The sequence below is a fragment of the Streptosporangium sp. NBC_01639 genome, from assembly GCF_045209755.1.
Taxonomy (GTDB): Bacteria; Actinomycetota; Actinomycetes; order Streptosporangiales; family Streptosporangiaceae; genus Streptosporangium.
Genome location: NZ_CP109272.1, coordinates 1311057 through 1332831, shown reverse-complemented (window position 1 = coordinate 1332831; position 21775 = coordinate 1311057). Strand labels below are relative to the sequence as shown.

The following is a 21775-nucleotide window of genomic DNA, read 5'->3' as shown; positions in this document are numbered from 1 at the left end:
GAGGTCACGCGGTGCCCTTCATCCGGCGTACGGCCAGCAGCAGGGCCGGCGCTCCGACGAAAGCGGTCACCACGCCGACCATCAGCTCCTGCGGACGCAGCACGATGCGGCCCGCGACATCCGCCAGGAGCAGCAGCGCGGGGCCGACGACGGCCGAGAACACGATCTGCAGGCGGACGTCGACGCCCACCAGCGCCCTGACGATGTGCGGTACGGCCAGGCCGACGAAGGCGATCGGCCCGACCGCCGCGGTCGCCGCCGTGCTCAGCAGGATCGCCGCCAGCAGCCCGCCCGAACGCAGCAGAGCCGGATGGGCGCCGAGTGCCGACGCCGACTCGTCGCCGAGCGCGAGCGTGTTCAAGCCTGGTGCGAGCAGTAGGGCGAGCGCCAGGCCCAGGGCGGCCAGCGGGAGGACCGACGTCAGCACGTCGAAGTTCCGTCCTCCCAGCGCGCCGACCACCCAGTAGCGGTAGCTGTCGAAGACCCGCGGCCTGCTCAGCGTCACCGCCTGGACGTAGGCCATCAGGACGGCCGAGACGACCGCTCCGGCCAGGACCAGCCGGGCCAGGCCCGCACCGGAGCCGGCTGAGCCGATGGCGTGGACGAGCAGCCCGGCCAGCAGCGCTCCAGGCAGTGCCCACCACACGGTGCCCGCCTGGCCGGACGCGCCGAGAAAGGCCGTCGCGGTGACGATGGCGGCCGCTGCTCCCGCGGTGATGCCGAGCAGCCCGGGGTCGGCGAGCGGGTTACGGGTGACGCCCTGCATGAGCGTTCCCGCGATGGCCAGGCAGAGCCCGGCGAGCAGGCCGAGCGCGGTGCGCGGATAGCGGCTCTGCACCACCGTGGTGATGTTCGGATCCGCGGTGCCGTACAGGACGTCCATGACGTCGGACGGCGAGGTGGGGTGACTGCCGAACGCGATGCTGGTGAGCACCGCGAGCACGAGCACCGCGAGCGCGGCGATCAGGAGGAGTATCCGCCGGGCGACGCGCACGCCGCTCGGCGGGGGGCCGGTGGTCGAGCTCACTTGTCGATGGTGGCGACGGCCTTGTCGATCAGCGGCAGGTAACGATCGATCACCCACGGCACGGTGAGCGGGTTGATGATCGACGACGCGGTGACGAACGGGGTGTCGTCACCGGCGACGATGCCGCCGCGCTTGACCGCGGGGATGGCGGCGTACAGCTTCTGCGCCTCGATCTCCTTGCGGGTCTTGTCATCCGTGTAGAAGGTGAAGATCAGGTCGCTGCCGGCGAGCTTCTGCGCGTTCTCCAGGCCGATGAGGGCGGAGTCGGTGCCCTCGGTCTCCTTGAAGGTGTTCACCACCGGGTCGGGGGTGAGGCCGAGCGAGGTGACCATCTCGGCCCGCTGCTCCTCGGGCTTGAAGACGCCGAGGGTGCCGGGTCCGGTGGTGTAGATGTAGGAGAAGGTGACGCCCTTGTACGCGGGCCGGGTCGCGGCCGCGTCGGCGAGCTGTTTCTTGATCGTCGAGATCAGCGTCCCAGCCTCGGCGGGCTTGCCCAACGCCTTGGAAACGATCTCGATCTGCTGGTCCCAGTTCGTGCTCCACGGCAGGTCCGGGTAGGCCACGGTCGGCGCGATGTCCGACAGGACGGAGTACTGGTCCTTGGTGATGCCGGACCAGGGTGCCAGGATCACATCGGGCTCAAGCTCGACGATGGTGTCGAAGTCGATGTCCTCGCCGCCGGCGAACTGCTTCGGCAGTGTGCCGCCCGCCTTGGTCACCGCTTCGTGGATCCACGGCAGGTAGCCGGTCTTGTCGCTGCCCCACGGGTAGCTTTCGATGCCCACCGGTGTGAAACCGAGCGCGATCGCGGTCTCGGCCGAGCCCTGTCCGAGGGTGACGACGCGCTTGGGCTGCTGGGTGATCTTCGCCTGGCCGAGTGCGCTGTCGATCGTGACGGGGAACACGGTGGAGCCGCCGCCGGTCTGCGCCGGTACGGCGGCCGGCTTCTCCGGGGGTGCGGAGGAGCAACCGGCGAGGGCGAGGGCGGCTGCGGTGACGACCGTGGAGAGAGTGAGCGCAGGGCGGCGCACGCGGGGGAACCTGAAACGCATGGATGATCCTTGTGCTTATGAGCTGCGCGGCCATGGGGCGGCCGTCGCGAGGCAGCCCAGATCGATACTTGGGCTCGGGAGTTAGGTAAGACTAACCTAAGTCACATCGGTTCTCAACGCGGGGTGCGCCGATGCGCCGGTCCGACCTGCACCGATGGCACCGGTGCGGATGGTGGGTATCCCGCTCGGACGCCGGCTCCTCGCTGCGGATGTCTTCGGGAAACGACCGGCGTGCCGGCATGAAGCCGCTCTGTGTCTCCCGTCGGCCGAGTGCACCGGGGCCGCGACGGCCCGAAGAAGATCCAGCACCGTCCGTACCTGATCGACGGCTGCCTGGCCGAGGCCGGTCTGCTCCTCAAGCCACCGTGACTTCATTCATCAAAGACCGGCGGTGCTCGCCGTACCTGCCGGAACCGCCTCATCGACCCGGCTCGAAGCGCCTTTCGTGTTGCGGGCAAATCCCTAGGCCATACCCGCCGTGCATCCCGAGGCCACACAAACAATCGGATATTTTTAGTGATCTAGGTCACAAAGCCCTTCATTGACAGTGACTCTTGACTTATATAATTTAATTTTGTCGATATCGTCACAAGCGAGAAAGGATTCGAAATGGAGAATTTCCTGTTCGAGAAGAAGCCCGCCTTCTTCCCTTCGGCGACCGCGGAACTCTTCTTCGAGTCGGAGAACGAGGGCGTGGCGCCGGGGATCTTCGACGCCGAGTTGGACGCCGAGCTGGATGACATCCTGAACGCCGTCTAGGAAATCCCAAAGGTCGTTTCTGCGGCCTTGCGAGGGAAGGGCAGTTCTGGTTGCTGTCCTTCCCATGTCTTTTTGACTGCACGGTTGAGTTGAAAATCCCCTCCCGATGCGAATGCCTCGGATCCCGGTCTGTCGTCCATGGTGGCTTGCCGACCCACGATCGGTGGACGGTGTCGCGGCGGTCGTCTCGGCATCCTCAAGTTGACTGCGCATCATCCACATCCGATCGGCAAGAAAGGCGATCCCATTCCCTTGGAAGCAACAAATCCGCCGGAGCAGGAAAGCCTTGACGCAACCGATGACGCGTTGAACGCGATGATGATTCGGCTGCGCGAGATCGTCGGTGAACCGGATCTCACGCAGGATGCGTTCGTCGAGGTCGCTTCGATATACAACAACGTCGCCTACGTTTTTCTGTATCTGGAGTCCAACGAGAAGAGCATCGACTACAGTCGGATCCTGCACTGGAAGGACGCCTTCCACCAGGATTCCGAGCTGGACGTGAGACTCGCCGTCATGCTGGAGAAACTGCGGTGCGCCGACCCGGCCGCCGAGGAATCCAGGGTGGCGTATGTAAAATATCTGCGGAACAAGGGAAAAGAGGATCCAGCCGGCAACGAGGAGATGGAAGCCCTCCACGCGGAGGCCAAATCCGTTGTCGACAAGACCCGGTTGGATCAGCTCCGGTTCCTGGACCGCCTCGGGGTGAAGGCCGGGAGAGGGAACCCCGCCACCACCTTCTACCGGTTGGCCGGCGCCACGGAGAACGAGGAGACCCGAACCAAGCTGACGCTGGCGATGACCAAGATCCGTGATCGTCGGATGGAGTCGTTGATCGGCGTCGTCGACCGGATGATCGCAGCACGTCGGGCGCAGAGCCGGAGTCGCGGGTACCCGAGCGTCCTCGCCCAGACTCTCGAACGCTGCGGTATCTCCGAAGCGACGGCGGACGCGCACCTGACCGGATACCTGGCGCGGGCGATGGAGAGCCACCAGGGCCTGGCGGCGGAGATCCGGGAGAAGGCCGGCGGGTGCGGCGATCCCATGGATCACTTCGGGTACTACGTACGCACACTTCAGGGCGGCAGGAAGGTGCCGCTTTTCCCGCTGGAGGAGTGCATGGAGTACATCTTCTCGGTGGCGCACCGGATCTTCGAGCTGACGATGGAACGTGTCGCTTCGATCAGCCCCCACGTGCTCACGGTGTCAGTCCGCAGAGACGAGGAAGTGGTCGGCCACATCAACTTCGACCTGTGGGACTCCGAGAACAAGAAGATTCGGGCGAACCACACGCGGGGCATCAGGAACCGGACCGATTGGAAGGGGTTGGTCCAGCGGCCTGTCGCCTATGTGTCCTGTCGTTTCCAGCGGGATTCCGGTGGGACCGAGCGCATCACCTTCCAGAACGTGCACAGCCTTTTCCATGAGTTCGGGCACGCGTTGAACCACCTGATGATCCGCAAGCATCTGCCCAACCAGTCCGGGCTGGAATACCTTCCGCTCGAACGGCTGGAGAACCTGAGCATGTGGTTCGAGAAGTGGGTGTACCATCCAGATTTCGCGGATCACCTCTCGCTGTCCGGCGACGAACGTGAAGGGCTCAAGCTCTGCCAGCACATCAAAATGCTTGAGTACCGCAGATCCCATGTGGACCGTGCGGTCACGTCGGCTTTGGACTTCGAGGTCCACCGGCGTTCCGGGGTCGGGGTCGCCGAAGCCTTCCACCGGCTCGACGAACGCTTCGGGATATCTCGCTTCTGCGGTCTCGGAGACTTTCCCGCGTATTTCACGTGGCCCATGTTCCAGGCGAACCCGGGAGCGAACTTCGCCTATCTCTGGGGCTCGGCGGACAGTGCGATGAAATTCGCGCCCTTCATGGATCTCCGGATCTCCGAGCTGCCAGGGAGCGCAGAGTTCCAAGATATGTTCTCCGGGTGCTTCGATTTCGACGAGCCGAGCACCGAACCCGACATCGCCACGGTGTTCAGGTTCTATGACGATCCCCATTTCGCCAGGGCGTGAGAGGTTCAGACGTGTCCACCGTCCGCACAGACTACATCCGATCACTGGCCGGACCCCGTGAAGAAATCCTGGACGAGATTCTGCGGGACGCGATCCTGCGCGAGGGAATGCCGTCCATCCAGGTCGACGACAACGAGGCACGCGTCCTCCAGTTGCTCACCATGCTCCTTCGGCCGCGACGTGTCATCGAGGTCGGCACGCTGTTCGGTTACTCCACGATCCACATCGCGCGCGGAATCCCCGAGGGCGGGAAGCTGATCAGCCTGGAGGTCGATCCGCACGCGGCCTCGCTGGCGCAGCGGTACGTGGAGAAGGCGGGGGTCGAGGACCGGGTTGAGATCATGGTGGGTGACGCCGCTGAGCTCCTGTCGGGAATGGAGCGGGACAGCGTCGACATGATCTTCATCGACGCGGACAAGAAGTCCTACCCGGACTACCTCAAAGCCTGCTTCCCCCTGCTCAGACCAGGCGGCCTCCTGGTCGCCGACGACGCCTTCGCCCAGGGTGATTTCAGCGCCGAGTCGGAGGCGGGTGCTCCTCCCGACCGGGAGTTCAGAGCCATAAACACCTACAACCGTGCCGTTATGAGGAGCAATCGCCTGTTCTCCGCGCTCGTGGGCACGAAAAACGGTCTGATGATCAGTTACAAGGGGTAGCCGATGCGCAGGATGATCGAAGTCGTGGACGACTTCTACCAGAATCCCCAGGCTGTTCGCGCGTTCGCACTGAACAATTGCGCGTGGACGGAGCAGGGCCTCGACCGGGGTCGTGCTGAGAGTGCCCGTACCCACGAGTCGTTCATCGGACAGGGCGCACTCGACCGGATCGCCGGCCTGCTGGGCGGGGAAGCCGAATCCGTCGCCCCTCGGAGCGGTTCCGGATACTTCGTCTTCGCGGGTGACCCGGCCGGTGAGCCGCCCGAACCGCGTGTGGAACATGCACTGTGGATGGCCGTTGTCTACCTGACGCCTGCCGAGCACTGTTCCGGTGGGATCTCCTTCTTCCGGTCCAGCGACCGGCGGTCGGGGGAGCAGGCCTGGGTTCCGGATCCCTGGACGGAGACCCTGCACGTTTCCATGCGGTTCAACCGCATGGTTCTGTACAGAGCGTCGGGCGTCTTCCACCGAGACGGTCCCGGTTTCGGCTCCCACCCCGCTTCCGGCAGGATCGCCCAGCTTTTCAGCTTCGACAAGGCCCCCGGGTAAAGGCGGAAGGCACGGACATGCGCAGCATGTTGATCATTGTCGACGACTTCTACCCCAAACCCGATGTGGTGCGACGGGGCGCGCTGAAGTCGGACTACGCCAACATCTCATCGACTGACTACCCCGGTTGGCAGAGCAGGGTCAGCCTCCAGGCGGACGCCATCAAACGGGCTTTCAGCGACCTCATCGGTGCTGACATCTACGTGGACAGCTCCAGGTTCACCTGGGGCGGGTTCCGGTTCATCACCGAGGAGTCCGGTCGCTCCATCAAGGTGCACGCGGACACCTCGATCGACTGGGCCGCCATGGTGTATCTGACACCCGACGCCGACATGGGCGCCGGCACGGCCTTCTTCCGGCACAGGAAGACCGGTCTGGAGGGGCCTCCGACCGACCGCGAAGCCCGTGCGCTCGGATACGTCGACGCGGCCGAGTTCGAGGACAAGGTGATCCGGCCGGACATGGCCGACCTGTCGAAATGGGAGATGACCGGCCACGTGGGGCCCGCGTACAACCGGCTCATCCTGTTCCGCGGATGCGCGTTCTACCACGCCCCGCTGGGCGGCTCCGGCGATGACAAAGAGAGCGCGCGGCTGACCCACAACTTCTTTTTCAACGAGATTCCCCACGAGGACCGCCCTGTTCGCCCTGTCGTCGCGGAGTAATCGAAGTTCCCGATCGTCGCGGTGGAAGGAGAGCACATGCGCACACTCGTGGACGTCGCGGTGGAGGCCTGTCTGGGGGACGAGCCCACGGACGCGTTCGGACTCGTCGTGGCCGATCCCGCCCGGCTGGGCGCGATCGGGGCACCGAGGTACGCACAGGAAGAGACCAGGTCCGGAAGGGTCTACCGCACCGCTCGTGAAATAGCCGAGGCCGGTGCCCCCCTCCAGACGCTCATCCTTGTCCGGCTTCCGGAAGAGGGGGACCCGGACAAGCTCTGGATGGTCGACGGTTGGAGCCTGCTGCGGGCACACGGTGCGGGTGCCGACCTTCGCGGGGCCTCCCTGCGAGGAGCCCGGTTGCTCGGCGCCCGATTGCACGGAGCCGACCTCAGCGACGCCGACCTGTCCGGTGCCGATCTGGAGAAGGCGGACCTGTCCGAAGCCAACCTGACGGGAGCCGTCCTGCGCGGGAGCACGCTCTACCGCGCCAGCCTGCGAGGAGCCGACCTCACCGAGGCCGAGCTGTGCAGGGCGGATCTGCAACACGCGGACCTGCAGAGGGCGGTGTGCGTCAGGACGGCGCTGCGCGGGGCCGACCTCTGGGAGGCATACCTGTGGAACGTCGATGTGTCCCAGGCGTTCGTGGACGGGGTGGACCTGGATCGGGCGAGCCACCTCGGGAGCCGGAGTGCGATGTAGGCCGGGCTCCGAGGTCCTCCGGCCCTTCCTGAACGCTCACGGTGTCCGACCAGCCGGGCGGCCGAGAGGCACTCGGGACCTGTTCTCTTCGAGGACGGACGACGGGACCGGTGACGGGAGACGACGGCCTTCGCCGTCCTGAGAATCGTGTCGAAGAAGAGGAATCGTATGTCCCAACATCTGACCTACAAGCGGAACGCCTTTCAGGAGACCCTGATCGGGCTGGAATACACGCCTTACCCGGGCGAGACGGCGGACATCTACTCGCGAGCCTGCGTCGAGGCGTTCGCCGATGTGGACTGGACGCAGTTCGGCTACCCCTTCACCCAGGTGTTCGAACCAGGGGTTCTTCACGAGGTCTCCTTCCTGGAAGGAGTTCCCTACGAAAACCTGGCGGACCTTTCGTATCGACCGACGTCCGCCATGAAACTACTGGGCGACCTGGTCGACAACGCGGCGGAGCTCGGTTCGATCGGCCGGATCAATCTCGCTTCGAGCCTGGTCAACACATCGCGCTTCAACCTCGCCGAGCGGGTGCTGAGCCCCCTGGCGGGAACGGAGGATCCCCGCGAGGCCTTCGAGGTCGCCTGGCTGGAATTCATGATCTCCAACCGCCGAGACGACGGACGCGACTCCCCGGCCGCGTTCACGAGAATGCGCGCGGCGGTCCTCTCCGGCGTGATCCCCCGTGCTCGGATCCTCGACGCCTGCACCCAGGCGGTGGTGTGGTACCTCAAACGCCGTGAGGTCACCGAGGACGACTTCCGGTGGTACGTGACCGTGGGGAACGCCCTGGCCAAGGAGCCCGATCGCCTGGCCCCGAGTGCGGTCTCCTCCTGGTACCGGGGACTGGCCATGCTGCCGGCGGCGAAGGGGATGCCCGCGAAGACACGGTCGTACATGAGGTCCGCACGGGTGGCCGCCGAGCAGGCGGTCGAACAGAATTCGGGCGCTCTCGAACTGAATTTCGTCAAGACCTACTACGAGTCGTCTCTGAAAGAGCACATGTACGTGAGCCGGGACTTCGAGCGGGCGGTGGAGTCCGGACGCGCGCTCATCGAGCTCGACCCCGTATGGGCGCCGAGCTACGGCGAGCTGGCTGACGCCTACGACAAGTTCGGCCAGGTGGAGAAGGCCGCCGGCCTGTTCATCCGGGCCGCGGAACTCGGCCCTCCCTACGTCGGTCACCACCTGCTGCGGGCCGCGGACTGCGAAGAGCGGATCGGGGACTACGGGAGTGCCCTCTCCTGCTACTCGGCACTCGCCGAGATGGCTCCGCGCAGTGCAGGCGTCCTCCGGGGCGGGCTGCGCTGTGCCCAGGAGATCGGGCACGAGTCGACGTCCCGGTTCGAGCGGGCGCTGAAGGAACTGAACGTATCGGCGGGCCCCTCCGAGGAATCGCAGAAGAATGACTGAAAGCACACCGGCGGATCACACCAAACTGACAGGGCGCAACTTCGCCGGTTTCGCCGGAATGATGCTCCTGATGGAGTTCATCATCGTCGGAATGGGCGCGGTCGACCTCCTCATGATCGCCCCTCTGGGCGTGCTGCACATCGCCGCACTGGGACTCGGCGACCTGGTCAGCATCGCCGTATTCTCGTTCTTCGTCGGCCTGGTGCACGCGTATGCGGGCCGGCTGGCCGTCGCCGAGGGAAAACAGGAGCTGGCGCAGCGCCTTCCTGTCCTGGCGGGCGCGGCGGTGCTGGTCCTGCTGCTGTTCCAGCTGCTCGGTTACCTCATCGGTCTGGGTATGGGACCCGGACTGGACGCGATCGGGCAGGACGCGGAGATCGTCCCGTTCGTCGACGGTTACCTCGACATCCGGCTCAACGGCATCATCCCGGCCATCCTGGTCTCCGCCATCGGGGTGACCCTGCGGACGTGCGGCGCGAAAACACAGGCCTCCGCCGTACTCGTGGTCGGCTTCGTCGCCAACATCGTGTTCAACTACGTCTTCCTCTACACGGAGGCCCTCGGGTTCTTCGCCTCGCCGGAGACCGGGGTCGCGACGGCCACGGTGCTGGCGCAGAGCCTGATGCTCCCGGTCGGCGCCGGGTTCCTGCTCCGACTCTTCCGGAAACGGCAGGAACGCTTCGCCCGCCCGCGGGGGAGCGAGGTGGTCGCGGAGTTCAGGTCGCTCGCCCCCACCTCCTGCGGCATCGGCGCCCGCCACATCAACGACTACATGAGCGCAACCCTGCCCATCCTGTTCATCGGGACGATGGGCGCCGGTGCGGTGGCGGCGACGGCCGTGGCGACGAAGGTCTACACGCTGTATTGCCGCATCCCCCAGTCCTGTTTCGAAGCCGCCTTCGTCTTCTACGGATATGTGGGAGGTGCCGCGAAGTCCGTGCTGGTCCGGAGGTGCCGCACGGTCATGGCTTACTCCGGGATCACCACCGCTGTCACGACGATGGTGGTCCTGCTGTGCTCCCCATGGCTGATCATGGCGTTCGCGGGGGAGGGCGTGGACCGGTCGATGGCGCAGATCATGTTCTTCGCCTACATGATCAGCATGCCGGCGTACTTCTTCGACCAACTCCTGGCCCGGTTCCTCGCAGTGCACCAGCGTGGAAACGTGCTGTTCTCCGTCTCCATCCTCACCTACGTGGTGGCGATCCCCCTGGCGTGGTACTCGGTCTTCGTGCTCGACTCGGCGTTCCTCGCCATCGCGAGCCGGGGGGTGGTGTTCGTGCTCTCCGCGCTCTACTTCCGGAAGATCCTGCGCAGGGACTACTGGGTGGAGAGGGAGCCGCAACTTGTCTAGGACTTCCGCCTTCCGCCACGACCCGGGGAAATCCGTGCTGACCCTCCCCGGAAAGGCAGGGCGCCCGTCGAGGTGGTCGAGCGAACCCGCCGTCTGCGGCCATCGCAGGCTGACCCACGTGCGCGAGGACCACGACCGGCCCATCCCCGTGCCGGTGTGCGCCACCCCCGCTGTCGTGGTGGGAGCCGGGGTCGTCGTGGCGGGTTACGACGGGTACGTCAGCTTCCACAGCCGGTTCCTGGACAAGGTGTACTGGAGCCGGCGACTGGACAGCCCGGTGTACGCGTCCCTGGTCGTCGACGCCGATCGCCGCAGAGTGGTGGCCGCAGCCACGAGCGGCCTGGTGGTCTGCTTCGACCTGCGGGGCCGGCGCGTGTGGTCGACGAACGTCGAGGTTCCCGTCTACGCGACCCCCACTCTCCTCCCGGAGGAGGACGTCCTGGTCATCGCCGCGTTCGGCGGCCGGTGCGTGGGCCTGGACCTGGACTCGGGCGCACTGCTGTTCAACCGCTCCCTGCGCGAGCCCTGGCACGCCGGACACGGCGGCTCGGCCGCAGGCCGGGACCCCTACGCGAGTCCGGCGGCCACCGCCGAGGGATCGGTGATCGTGTGCTGCGCGGAGCACGTGCTCTGCCTCGCTCCCGACGGGACCGAACTGTGGAGCCAGGACCTCGGCCACTCCGTCAGGGCCTCGCCCGTCGTCCTGAACTCCCAGGAACAGGTGGTGGCCTTCTCGGTCGACGGACGCTGCCACTTCCTGGCCGGCGGTGACGGTCGGTGGCGGGGCGAGGTCGAGTTGGGCGGCAAGATCATCGCCAGTCCCGCCGTGTCAGGGGACGTGCTGGCCGTCGGTACCCAGAACGACGTGGCGTTCGGAATCGACGTCCGCACGCGGGAGATCGTCTGGCGATCTCCCGGGTACGCCCCTCGCGAGTACACCTCCTTCACGGTCCTTCCGGACGGGAACTTCGCCGCGACGTCGGCACGCGGCAACGCCGTCGGCCTGAGCCGGAGTGACGGCCGTTTCCTCTGGGAGACCAGTCAGGTCCTCGGTCTTGCCGACCACGACCCCGCGATGGACATCACCCCCGTGGCCGGCTCCGACGGAAGCATGTACTGCGGTTCGTACTCCGGAATGCTTTACCACTTCCTGTTCCGTCCCGAAGGCGAGGTGGAGAACGCGTGAGCGAACCTCCGGACAGGCGTTCGCCGTCGGGGACCTGTGCGGTCGTCGCCGGAGAACTGACGTCCCTGTGGGCGAGGCTGCAGGTGCTCCTTGCGTCGGACCCGCTGGCTCCGGACGAATTCCTCGAAGTGATCACCATCCAGAGCAACGTCGCCCACATCTTCGTCTACCTCGAAGGAAACCAGCGGCATGTGGACCATGCCTCGCTCGTGCGGTGGTACGGCGAATTCCCCGAGAACGGCGACCTCGATGAGAGGCTCCTGAAGCGGTTCCGTGAAACGCGTTTCCTGGATCCGAGGACAGAGGAGACGCGGCGGAGCTACGTGTCCTGGTTGGCGGAGCGGACCCAGGACACCGACGCAGGCTTCGCGCGGGCGACGGCCGCTCTGCACGCCGAGGCGGAGCAGGCCACCGCCGGGCTCCGGGAGGACCGGCTCGACCTGCTGCGAAGGCTCGGAGCGAACCCCGGTGCGGCGAGTCCCGAAGCCGTGTTCCACCGCATGGCCAGCGAGGCCGAAAGCGGAGACATCCGGAGCAAGCTGGCCCGGGTGTGGCGGAAGCAGCGGGACCGGCGGATCGCACCGCAGGTCGCCGCCGTCGACCGCATCGTCGAACTGCGGCGCAGGCAGAGCGGGAACAGAGGTCATGAGAGCGCCCTGGGGCAGACCCTGCAGAAGTCCAGCCTGACCGAGGCGGTCGCCCGGGACTTCATCGAGGAATACCTCGTACAGGCCATGGACGGCTGCGCGGACCTGGCGGAAGGCATCCGGGGGCTCACCGGCTGCGCCGAGCGGCCGATGGACCACTTCGGGTACTACGTGCGCGCCCAGGTCGACGGGGCGAACCTGCCGCTGTTCCGCCTGGAACCCTGCCTGGAGTACGTGTTCGAGATAGCCGGAAGGGTTCTCGGTCTCACCGTGGCGCGGGTGCAGGACAGGAACCCCGACGTGATCACGGTCGCTGTCCGGCGGCAGGAGAGCGCAGTGGGGGAGGTCCGTTTCGACCTCCTACCTGCCCGGGGATCTCCGGGAAACGAGAACCACCCGGTCGCGGCACACGGTACGGCTCCGCGCGACGCGCGCCAGGGGCCGGTCGGCCGGGTGCTGTGCCGTTTCCAGCCGGGTGACGGGGACGCCCGTCTGGTCACCTTCGAGAGTCTGCACAGCGTCTTCCACGAGTTCGGGCACGCGCTCAACCACCTGCTGCTCAGCAAACGGGTGCCGAGCAGTTCGGGAATGGACTACCTGCCACTCGAACGGCTGGAGGACCTGAGCATGTGGTGGGAGAAGTGGGTGTACCACCCGGACCTGGCCGGCGTCCTCGGCCTGACGGCCGCAGAACGAACAGGTCTGGACCTGTGCCGAAGGGTCAAGATGCTGGAGTTCCGGCGATCCGACGTGGAGCGTTCGGTGATCGCGGCGTTGGACTTCGACGTCCACAGCCGGTCCGAAGGCGGGATCGTCGAGTCGTTCCGGCGACTTGACGAGAAGTTCGGAGTATCGCGCTACTGCGACTTCGGGGATCTCCCCAGGTATTTCTCCTGGCCCATGTTCCGGCTGAACCCCGGAATGGGGTTCATGTATCTGTGGGGATCCGCCGACAGCGCGCAGAAATTCGCACCGTTCATGAACCGCGGCCTGGAGACACTGAATTCGCCTGACGAGTTTCGTGAGCTGTTCAGAACATGCTTCGAGGTGGACGCTTCCAGCGTGCGACCGGATATCTCCTCGGTGCCCGTTCTCTATGACGTGAAGGGGGTCAGGTGAAGAACGTGCTGATCATCGGCGCGAGCAACGGCCTGGGCGCGCATCTGGCGACGAGGTTCGCGAAAGAGGGCTGTGCCGTGGTGGGAACCGGCAGGCGCCCGGCCGAGGACGTATCGGCCGAGGGCCTGGCCGACTACGTCCGACTGGACCTGGCCGATCCGGACGCCCCGGGCCGCCTGATGGAACACCTGAACGGAAGGAGCCCTGACCTCGTCGTCCACAATGCGGTCAGCTACGGCCCGCTCGGCAACAGCGATCTGACGCTTGAGGAACTGGAGGCCCTCTTCCGCGTCAACTCGCTCGTGCCGTACCGGCTGCTTCAGGACCTCCTCTTCGCCGTTCCGGAGGAGCGGTTCTGCTCCTGCGTGGTGGTGAATTCGGACGCCATATACAGCGCCAACCGGCAGTCGGGGGCCTACGCCGCCAGCAAGGCCGCACTACGCGTGCTCACCACGGCACTCGCGGACGCGTGCACCACACGGAACGCCAGCGTCTCCACCCTTCTCCTGGGCCCGCTCGCCGATCCCAGGAAAACGGCGGAGTTGCGCAAGGTCGCAGCGCGTCGCGGGGTCGCCGAGAAAGAGATCGTCCGTGCTTTCCTGCGCAAGTCCAGCCCCTCGTACGTGATCGATTCCCTGATCGACTTCGAGTCGTGTTTCCGGAGTGTCCAGTACCTCGCGGGTCTAGGGCGGTCCGCCAACGGGATGCTGTGCAAACTCGACGGTGGTTCGTCGGGCTCCCTGATCTGAAGTCCCCCTGATGGAGAGAGGTTTCCCCTGTTTCCCGAACCCGCCCGCACGGTGGTACGGCATGCCTGAGGACCCCAGCGGCACAACGGACTTCCATGACGTGTCCTCCTTCGCTTCGTGGACACGTGTCGTCGGGTTGACCCTCTCACCTGACGGCGGACGGCTGATCGCCACGGTGCAGAGCCCCGGCAGCGGGGGAAGAACGTTCGTCCCGGCGCTGTGGGAGATCGACCCGACCGGTGAGCACGAAGCGCGTCGGCTCACCTGGTCCGCCAGAGGCGAGAGCAGCCCCGCCTTCACGGCCGACGGGGAGCTGCTGTTCCTGTCAGGGCGCGACAGAACCGATCCGGGTCCGGAGTTGTGGCGCCTGCCCGAACACGGCGAAGCCCGGGTGGCCGTCCGGCACCCGGGTGGGATCAGGGGGTTCACAAGCGCGCGGAGCACCGGGACGATCGCCTACAGCGCGGGACTGCTGCCCGGGGCCCTCGACGCCGAGTCGTCCGCCAAGCTCCGCAAGGTGCGCAGCGCGGCCGGGGTCAACGCGATCCTCTACGAGTCCGGGGCGACCCGCTACCTGGGCCGCGACCTCGGCCCGGAGGAGCCGCACGTCTTCGTGCGCGAGATCGACCGCGACGCACCCGTCAATCTCGGGGGACTCGGCCTGGGCTGGGCGACCGGGGCCGACACGGCCCTGTCACCCGACGGCACCCGGATCGCCTACACCCGCAACATCGACGGGCGGATACCGGACGAGAACCGCGCGGTCGTCGTGGTGGCCGACACCGGGACCGGTGAGCGGCTGCACGTCGTCGACGGTCTCCGGCAGCTCCACTACCGGCCGGTGTTCACCGCCGACGGTGCCGGTCTCGTCTGCCATCGGGAGCTCCAGGGAACGTACGACCGCCCCCCGCACGAAACGCTGATCCGCACCGACCTGGTGACCGGGGAGGAGACCGACCTCCTGGCGGGTTTCGAGCACTGGCCCATGGAGGTGTCTCTGTCCCCGGTCCCGGGGGACGACACCCTGTGGTTCACCGCCGGCGAACAGGGCCGGTCACCCGTCTTTCGCCGCGATCCGGACGGGACCGTCACCCGGCTGACCGAATCGGGCGCCTACAGCGGACTGTGCGTGTCTCCCGACGGGCGGACCCTGTACGCACTGCGGTCCGGCCTCGACGCGCCGCCCCGGCCCGTGCGCCTGAACGCCGCCGGGGCCGGCCAGGAGCCGGCCGTCCTTCCGTCGCCGGGCGGGATCGGCGCGCTGCCCGGAACCCTGACCGAGGTGCACACGGAAGCGGAGGACGGCTTCCCGCTACGGGGGTGGCTGGCGCTGCCGGCGGGTGCCTGCGCCGAGAAGCGGGCGCCCCTGCTCGTCTGCGTCCACGGAGGCCCGCACATCAGCTGGAGCGCCTGGAGCTGGCAGTGGAACCCGTGGGTGTTCGCGGCCCGTGGCTACGCGGTGCTGCTGCCCGACCCGGCGCTGTCGACGGGCTACGGGCGGCGCATGCTTGAGCGCGGCTGGGGTCAGTGGGGCGGCCGGCCCTACCACGACGTCATGGCGCTGACGGACGCGGCCGTGGCGCGTTCCGACATCGACGCGACGCGTACCAGCCTGGCCGGTGCCTCGTACGGCGGCTACCTCGCCAACCGGGTCGCGACACGGACCGATCGTTTCAAGGCGATCGTCTCGTGTTCCGGTCAGTGGGATCTGCGGTCGTTCCAGAGCGAGACGGACTCTCCCTGGCAGTTCCAGCGGTTCCTCGGCGATCCGCTCACCCAGCCGGAACGCTACGAGGCCGACTCTCCCCACCTCGACGTGGCCAGGATCCGCACTCCGATGCTGGTGACCCACGGCGGGAAGGACTACCGGGTCCCCGTCACCCAGAGTGCGGCCCTCTTCCAGGACCTGCAGCGGTTCGAGGTGCCCGTCAAGTTCCTCTACTTCCCCAACGAGAACCACGGGATCACGGCGCCGGGCAATCTCGCCCTCCGCTACTCGGCGATCCTGAATTTCCTGGACCACCACGTCCTTGGCGCGCAGTGGCGGCTTCCAGAAGTGCTCTGACCGAAGAATTCCCCCTGCGAAGGTGGAGAACGATGAACCCGGGGCGTGACCATGTCTGACAGACCAGGGCCGCTGTGGCCTTTGATGCTCCCCTCCGACCATCGGGAGGACGACGGGCTCTGCGCCGTGTCGGCGCAGGGGGTCCGGGTGAGGTTCGCCGACGGAAGCGAACGGCTGTGCGGCACGAGCGGCCTGTGGAACTGCATCCTGGGCTACGGCAACCACGCCATCGCCCAGGCGGCGGCCGACGCCCTCCGCGACGCCTCGTACCTGAGCGTCTGGGGATACGAGAACTCCTACGCCCGGCGGGCGGCGGCCGCTCTGGTCGACCTCGCGGGGCCCCATCACTTCGGAAGAGTCCTGTTCTCCACCTCCGGCGGATCGGCCAACGACCTCGTCATGAAGCTCGCCCGGCACTACCAGGCACTCCGGGGCGAGCACCGGCGCAAGGGCGTGATCGGCCTGGAGGGCGGCTACCACGGGCTCACCTTCGGCGCCTTCGCGCTGACGACGGCGAGGCTCGGCCAGCAGATGTACGGAGTGGACCGGAGGATGGTCGCGCACGTACCCCCCAACGACCCGGAGAAGCTGGACGCCCTGCTCACCAAGCACACCGGCCAGATCGCCGCAGTGGTCGTCGAACCGGTCATCGGCACCGCCGCCGTGCCGCTCACCGAGTCCTACGTCGCCGAACTGCTGCGGCTGCGCGGGGAGCACGGGTTCCTGCTGGTCGCCGACGAGGTGTCCACCGGGTTCGCGCGGATCGGTCCCATGTTCGCCACGCACGACTGGCCCGAACCCCCCGACATCATGATCACGGCCAAGGGGCTCACCAACGGTACGAGCGCCGCGTCGGCTGTCATCGTCTCCCGCGCGGTGGCGGACACGTTCAGCGAGGCGGGAGCGGTCCTCGCGCATGCGGAGACACAGGCGGGAACACCCATCGTCGGGGCCTCGATCATGGCCATGATCGAGGAGATGCGGCGGCTGGACGCGATGGCCCTCAGCCGCAGGCTCTCCGTGCGTCTGGACGAGGGGCTGTCCCGACTCGTCGACCAGGAGCCGCTGGTGAGCGCGACGACCGGAAAAGGATGCCTGCGCTCGCTGCGGCTGCGCGGCCCGGACGGGGAACCGCTTTCGCCGACCGAGGTACCCGCCGTGGTCGCCGCGATCCGGGAGGCGGGTGCGCTGGTACATCCCGGACCGAGCTGCGTCCAACTGCTCCCCGCGCTGGTCTACGGCGACGACGACCTGGACGAACTGCTGGAGCGGGTGAGTGCCGGGCTCGCCGAGTACAAGCGGACCGCCGCGTAGGCCTCGCGCCGTGATCCGAGAGCAGGAGCTCATCCGCACGACCGATCCCAGGAGTGACATGCGCACACGAACCTCCCTCGACCAGCCGTTTCCCTGGCCCCGAACCGCCCCGCTCAGCCTCCCCTCGCACTACGCCGGCCTCCAGGAGAAGGGCCCCGTGGTCCAGGCCGTCTTCCCCTCGGGCCAGAAGGTGTGGCTCATCACGGACAACGAGCACTTCCGGCGGATCCTCGCCGATCCACGGATCAGCTCCGATCAGTCCCATCCGGGGTTTCCGCAGATCTTCCCGGTAGGCCAGCGCAGAACGAAGGACAACAAGCGGCCGAAGCTCTCCTACTCCGGAATGGACCGGCCGGAACACACCCACCACCGGCGCATGGTCGCACACGAGTTCACGGACGGCCGGATCGACGACCTGCGGCCCCGGATCCAACAGATCGTGGACGAGCATGTGGACGCCATGCTGTGCGGACCGCGGCCTGCGGACCTGGTGGAGGCGCTGGCGGAACCGATCCCTTCCTGGGTGGTCTGTGAGTTCCTGGGAATGCCGGGAGGCGACCGGGCCGGCCTCCGGGAGAAGTCCGCGGTCGTCCTGAACCGTCGAAGCAGCCCGGAAGAGGTGCGCCGTGCGTCGCTGGGGCTGCGGGCCGAGGTCATGGAACTTCTCGCGGCCCAGGAAACCGAACCCGGAGACAGCGTCCTCGGCAGGGTGATCGACAGATACCGGGCGTCGGGCACCTACGACCGTGTCCAGATGATGCTCCATACGGTCTCGCTCATCACCGCGGGGCACGAGACCACGGTCAACATGATCGCCCTGGGCGTCGTCACCCTGCTGGAACACCCCGAACAGCTCGACAGGATGATCCGCGACCCCCGTCTGGTCAGCCGGGCCGTCGAGGAACTGCTCCGGTTCCTCAGCGTCGGTGACCTCGTCACCGCCAGGGTCGCCCTGGCCGACATCGAGATCGGGGACATCGTGATCCGGGAGGGGGAGGGCGTCATCGCCCTGGGTGGCGCGGCGAACCATGACCCCGCGGTGTTCGACCGGCCCGAGGTGTTCGACCTGGACCGCGATCCCGGTGAGCACGTCGCCTTCGGCCACGGAATCCACAAGTGCCTGGGCAAGGCCCTCGCGCGGGTGGAACTGGAAGCGGTGTTCACCACCCTGTTCACCAGGATCCCCGGCCTGCGACTGGCCGCCGACGACATGCCGGTCAAACAGGGAAGCGTCATCCACGGCCTTGACAGGGTGCTTGTCACCTGGTGACCACCGCCCCGCCCTGGAATCCGCACGTTGCGGAGCGACATGAATCTCCCCTTCGAGAGTCCCGGGCGCCGGTTCCGCATGCGGGTCGTACCACGTGCCGGCGTCGAGCGTGGCAGGCCCGGCCAGGCCGTAGGTGTGATCACCTTGGCCTAGCCGCGTCGCAGAGGTGGGGATGGACGATCGCACCGCCCGCCGCCGAGCTGTCGTTCGGGGAAGAAAACGCCTATCAGTGCTGATCTGGTGGTGTTCGTACTGTCACCCACGCGGCTCTACACTCGGGTGATCAGCCACCGACCCTCCCGAGGATGGCGTCCATGTCGATGGAGCTGCGCGTATCGGATAACGATCGCGACAGGGCCGTTCAACGGCTCCAGCAGGCGTTCGCCGACGGGCGGCTCGACTCCGGTGAGATGGAGGCGCGACTCGAACGGGCGCTGACCGCGACGTCCCGCGGCGAGCTGCAAGCGGCGGTCGCCGGCCTGCCCGACGATGTCGTCCGGCTCGGGTCCAAGAGCGGGCGTGTCTTGCGGGTGGGCGACTGGCGGGTCCCGCGTGCGCTGCGCATCGAGTCCGTGTACGGCCGGGTCAGGCTCGACCTGTCCCGGGCCGTCATCGAGTATCCGGAGATCGACATCGAGTTCCAGCTCACGTACGGCTCCGCCGGGATCGTGCTGCCGCCCGGGGCGACGGCGGACGTCGACGAGGTGGTTACCGAATGGGGCGGCGTGACCTGCGAGGTGCCCGGACGTGCGCACCCGGGAAGCCTGCACGTCCGGGTGACCGGCAAGCTGACCTACGGCCGCCTGCGGGTCCGGAACCCGCGCTCATGGCTCGGCGCCCGCCGATGAGCGGCCGGGCGGCATCGCGCTGAAGCGCCGGCCGACGACGCCCGGGTCCCGAATTCGAGACCCGGGCGTCGTCGTTCACCCGCGAGCCGGCTTGAATCGCCGAGCTTTCCGAGGTCGGGCCGCCACCGGCCGGAGCGCGGGAGGTCAGCCCATGTGCGGGCAGCGGTGCTCGGCCGGCGGCACGATTCGACCCGGCTGTGTTCGGTGTCGCTCTACCTTCCGGCCATCTCGATGAGGGCATCGTCAAGCGGGGTCGCTCCGAAGCCGAACGCACCCTGGGTCAGGGTGGAGTCCAGGACGAACGGGCGCCGGTAGAGGTACTGCATCTCCGGGACCTCCGCCATGATCGAGTCGGTCCTGGCCAGGCGGTGGATCTCCTCCAGGGGCAGGCTCTCCAGCTTCGGTTCCGGCGCCCCGGTCAGGAGGATCAGACGCGTCGCCAGGTCTCGCGCGGAGATCACCGTGGACGGGACGTGCCAGGCCTTCCCCCATGAACGCTCCGCACGTGCCGCCGCAACCAGGGTGCGCGCGACATCACCGGTGTACGACCAGCTCTGCGGCACGTCCAGGTCATAGGGCAGGAACGCGGGGTCCCCGGCCAGCAGCGGTGTGGTCGCCATCAGATTGAACAGCGAGTAGACGCCCGCGCCGAGGAAGTCGGCGGCGCGCACCTCGGTGACCCGTGCCGAAGAGGCCAGGGCGTTCTCCCAGATCCGGGCCCGGACCGCGCCCTTGACCGTGGTCGGCGACATGGGCAGCTCTTCGGTGAACGACCCGTGGACCGGGCCGTAACCGTAGACGTTGCCCAGCATCACGTAGCCCACCCCGGTGCGTTCGGCGGCGGTCAGCTGCGCGGCGGCCAACGCCGGAAACTCCTCGGGCCACCGGTCGTACGGCGGCGCGGCGCAGTTGATCAGGGCGACCGCTCCCTCGGCCAGGGAGGTCAGCGAATCGGCGTCGGTGGCATCCACCGCCACTAGCTCGACCAGGGGATGCTCAAGGCCGCTGCCGCTTCTGGTGAGCTGGCGTACCCGCTCGCCCGAGTCGGCCAGCAGCCGGGTGGTCGCCATGCCGGTCGAGCCGGCTCCAAGAACAACGGTAAAAGTCATGGGACCACAGTGCTGTGAGGGACGAAGCTAGAGTAGTGGCCTGAATGCCATATATCCGGAGGTTTTGGCCATGCACCGAATAGCCGTCATCGCCACCCCTCCGGTGACCGTGTTCGATCTGTCCATCCCCGAGATGCTGTTCGGCGCCGCCGAGGTGGACGCCGCTCCCGGCTACGAGGTCGTTGTCTGCGCGGCCGATCCCGGAATCATCGCAGGCACCTACAGCATCGGGGTGACCGTCCGCCATGGCCTGGACGCCGTGGACGGCGCCGACACCGTGATGGTCACCGGCTCCGGGTCGCGGGACGGTGCCGATCCCCGGGTGCTGGCCGTCCTGCGCCACGCGGCGAGCGCGGGCAGGCGGATCGCCTCGATCTGCACCGGCGCGTTCACCCTGGCGCAGGCAGGACTGCTCGACGGCCGAGGCGCGACCACCTACTGGGTGTACTCCGAAGAGCTGAGCCGCCGCTTCCCCACCGTCGAGGTCCAGCCCGACGTGCTCTATGTCGAGGACGGCCGGATCCTCACCTCGGCTGGACTCAGTGCCGGAATCGATCTGTGTCTCCACATGATCCGGGCCGACTACGGCGCCGCCGTCGCCAACGCGGTCGCCCGACTGGCGGTCTTCGCTCCGGTACGGCCTGGCGGCCAGGCCCAGTTCATCGACTCGCCCCTGCCCGCCGAACGCGGCACTTCGCTGGCGGAAACCCGCGAGTGGGCGCTCAGCCGGCTGCACGAGCCACTGACCCTCTCCGACCTCGCCTCCCACGCCCGCATCAGTGTCCGGACCCTGACCCGCAGATTCCACGCCGAGACCGGCCTCAGCCCCCTGCAATGGCTGCTCCACCAGAGGCTCCAACGAGCCAGAGAGCTGCTGGAGACCACGATGCTGCCCATGGATCAGGTGGCCGGTCACAGTGGGCTCGGCAGCGCCGACTCACTCCGCCGGCACCTGGTCGGACGAGTCGGCCTCACCCCCAGCGCCTACCGCGCGACCTTCACCCGCTCTTCCGCTCCGTCGGCCGCTACGGGCGATAGGCGTCTCGACGGCGTTTGATCGTTTGGATCGTCACCGTGTGTTTGTCATCGTCGATGCGGTAGACAACGCGATAAGTGCCGCGTCGGGCGACATGCAGCCCTTCGTATGGCTCTTGAAGAGGTTTGCCTACGCGCCAGGGCTCGCGTGCGATGGCACCGGTAATCAGCTCCCAGGCTGCGGCCGCCACGGTCACGGGGAGGCCCGAGGTGAGTGCGCGGCGGGCGGGCGGG

The 21775-nt window shown here is 67.3% G+C and carries 20 protein-coding genes; 16 read left to right on the top strand and 4 right to left on the bottom strand.

What is annotated here, in order from left to right; all coding sequences use genetic code 11:
• Positions 1-4: 4 nt before the first annotated feature.
• Together OHA77_RS05995 and OHA77_RS05990 are read right to left on the bottom strand one after the other, a co-directional pair.
• The gene (locus OHA77_RS05995; RefSeq protein ID WP_406316706.1) at positions 5-1027 is read right to left on the bottom strand and encodes a FecCD family ABC transporter permease; all 1023 of its coding nucleotides are present in this window, start codon (positions 1025-1027) and stop codon (positions 5-7) included.
• The gene (locus OHA77_RS05990; RefSeq protein WP_406316705.1) at positions 1024-2079 is read right to left on the bottom strand and encodes an iron-siderophore ABC transporter substrate-binding protein; all 1056 of its coding nucleotides are present in this window, start codon (positions 2077-2079) and stop codon (positions 1024-1026) included. Before OHA77_RS05990 ends, OHA77_RS05995 begins: the two co-directional genes overlap by 4 nt.
• Before the next feature lie 609 nt (positions 2080-2688).
• On the opposite strand from OHA77_RS05990, the gene OHA77_RS05985 reads away from it, so the two are divergent.
• The 15 genes from OHA77_RS05985 to OHA77_RS05915 all read left to right on the top strand — a co-directional run bounded on the left by OHA77_RS05985 (position 2689) and on the right by OHA77_RS05915 (position 19397).
• Positions 2689-2838 (top strand): hypothetical protein, encoded by a 150-nt coding sequence (locus OHA77_RS05985; protein WP_326821663.1) that lies wholly within the window; start codon positions 2689-2691, stop codon positions 2836-2838.
• A 201-nt stretch (positions 2839-3039) separates the two neighbouring features.
• Complete coding sequence (locus OHA77_RS05980; protein ID WP_406316703.1) at positions 3040-4860, top strand: M3 family metallopeptidase; 1821 nt, start codon at positions 3040-3042, stop codon at positions 4858-4860.
• Positions 4861-4871: 11 nt separating this feature from the next.
• A complete protein-coding gene (locus OHA77_RS05975) occupies positions 4872-5516 on the top strand; it encodes an O-methyltransferase (protein WP_406316702.1) in 645 nt (214 codons plus the stop codon).
• A gap of 3 nt (positions 5517-5519) precedes the next feature.
• The gene (locus tag OHA77_RS05970; RefSeq protein WP_326821666.1) at positions 5520-6065 is read left to right on the top strand and encodes a hypothetical protein; all 546 of its coding nucleotides are present in this window, start codon (positions 5520-5522) and stop codon (positions 6063-6065) included.
• A gap of 17 nt (positions 6066-6082) precedes the next feature.
• On the top strand, positions 6083-6730 hold the full coding sequence (locus OHA77_RS05965) for a DUF6445 family protein (RefSeq protein ID WP_406316701.1): 648 nt from the start codon (positions 6083-6085) through the stop codon (positions 6728-6730).
• Between the two features lie 36 nt (positions 6731-6766).
• Positions 6767-7429: a pentapeptide repeat-containing protein gene (locus tag OHA77_RS05960; RefSeq protein ID WP_406316699.1), complete on the top strand. Its 663-nt coding sequence runs from the start codon at positions 6767-6769 to the stop codon at positions 7427-7429.
• Positions 7430-7597: 168 nt separating this feature from the next.
• Positions 7598-8845 carry a tetratricopeptide repeat protein gene (locus OHA77_RS05955; RefSeq protein WP_406316697.1) on the top strand — a complete coding sequence of 416 codons (1248 nt, stop codon included), beginning with the start codon at positions 7598-7600 and terminating at the stop codon, positions 8843-8845.
• A complete protein-coding gene (locus tag OHA77_RS05950) occupies positions 8838-10199 on the top strand; it encodes an MATE family efflux transporter (RefSeq protein WP_406316695.1) in 1362 nt (453 codons plus the stop codon). The genes OHA77_RS05955 and OHA77_RS05950 overlap by 8 nt, the downstream gene beginning before the upstream one ends.
• Positions 10192-11385, top strand: coding sequence for a PQQ-binding-like beta-propeller repeat protein (locus OHA77_RS05945; RefSeq protein WP_406316694.1), 1194 nt, complete (start codon positions 10192-10194; stop codon positions 11383-11385). The genes OHA77_RS05950 and OHA77_RS05945 overlap by 8 nt, the downstream gene beginning before the upstream one ends.
• Positions 11382-13151: a M3 family metallopeptidase gene (locus tag OHA77_RS05940; RefSeq protein ID WP_406316693.1), complete on the top strand. Its 1770-nt coding sequence runs from the start codon at positions 11382-11384 to the stop codon at positions 13149-13151. The genes OHA77_RS05945 and OHA77_RS05940 overlap by 4 nt, the downstream gene beginning before the upstream one ends.
• On the top strand, positions 13148-13900 hold the full coding sequence (locus OHA77_RS05935) for an SDR family NAD(P)-dependent oxidoreductase (protein WP_406316692.1): 753 nt from the start codon (positions 13148-13150) through the stop codon (positions 13898-13900). The genes OHA77_RS05940 and OHA77_RS05935 overlap by 4 nt, the downstream gene beginning before the upstream one ends.
• A gap of 61 nt (positions 13901-13961) precedes the next feature.
• Entirely contained in the window at positions 13962-15965 is a 2004-nt protein-coding gene (locus OHA77_RS05930) for an alpha/beta fold hydrolase (RefSeq protein WP_406316691.1), read from the top strand.
• A gap of 51 nt (positions 15966-16016) precedes the next feature.
• Positions 16017-17279, top strand: coding sequence for a daptide-type RiPP biosynthesis aminotransferase (gene mpaD / locus OHA77_RS05925; RefSeq protein ID WP_406316690.1), 1263 nt, complete (start codon positions 16017-16019; stop codon positions 17277-17279).
• A gap of 58 nt (positions 17280-17337) precedes the next feature.
• On the top strand, positions 17338-18549 hold the full coding sequence (locus tag OHA77_RS05920; protein ID WP_406316689.1) for a cytochrome P450: 1212 nt from the start codon (positions 17338-17340) through the stop codon (positions 18547-18549).
• Between the two features lie 305 nt (positions 18550-18854).
• Positions 18855-19397 carry a DUF1707 domain-containing protein gene (locus OHA77_RS05915; RefSeq protein ID WP_406316688.1) on the top strand — a complete coding sequence of 181 codons (543 nt, stop codon included), beginning with the start codon at positions 18855-18857 and terminating at the stop codon, positions 19395-19397.
• Positions 19398-19609: 212 nt separating this feature from the next.
• On the opposite strand, the gene OHA77_RS05910 is transcribed toward OHA77_RS05915, so the two are convergent.
• The gene (locus OHA77_RS05910; RefSeq protein WP_406316686.1) at positions 19610-20506 is read right to left on the bottom strand and encodes an NAD-dependent epimerase/dehydratase family protein; all 897 of its coding nucleotides are present in this window, start codon (positions 20504-20506) and stop codon (positions 19610-19612) included.
• 70 nt (positions 20507-20576) lie between these two features.
• Between OHA77_RS05910 and OHA77_RS05905 the strand changes: the two genes are divergently transcribed.
• On the top strand, positions 20577-21563 hold the full coding sequence (locus OHA77_RS05905) for a GlxA family transcriptional regulator (RefSeq protein WP_406316684.1): 987 nt from the start codon (positions 20577-20579) through the stop codon (positions 21561-21563).
• Here the strand turns inward: OHA77_RS05905 and OHA77_RS05900 are convergent.
• Positions 21532-21732 (bottom strand): type II toxin-antitoxin system RelE/ParE family toxin, encoded by a 201-nt coding sequence (locus tag OHA77_RS05900; RefSeq protein WP_406319769.1) that lies wholly within the window; start codon positions 21730-21732, stop codon positions 21532-21534. The genes OHA77_RS05905 and OHA77_RS05900 overlap by 32 nt on opposite strands.
• Positions 21733-21775 lie beyond the last annotated feature (43 nt).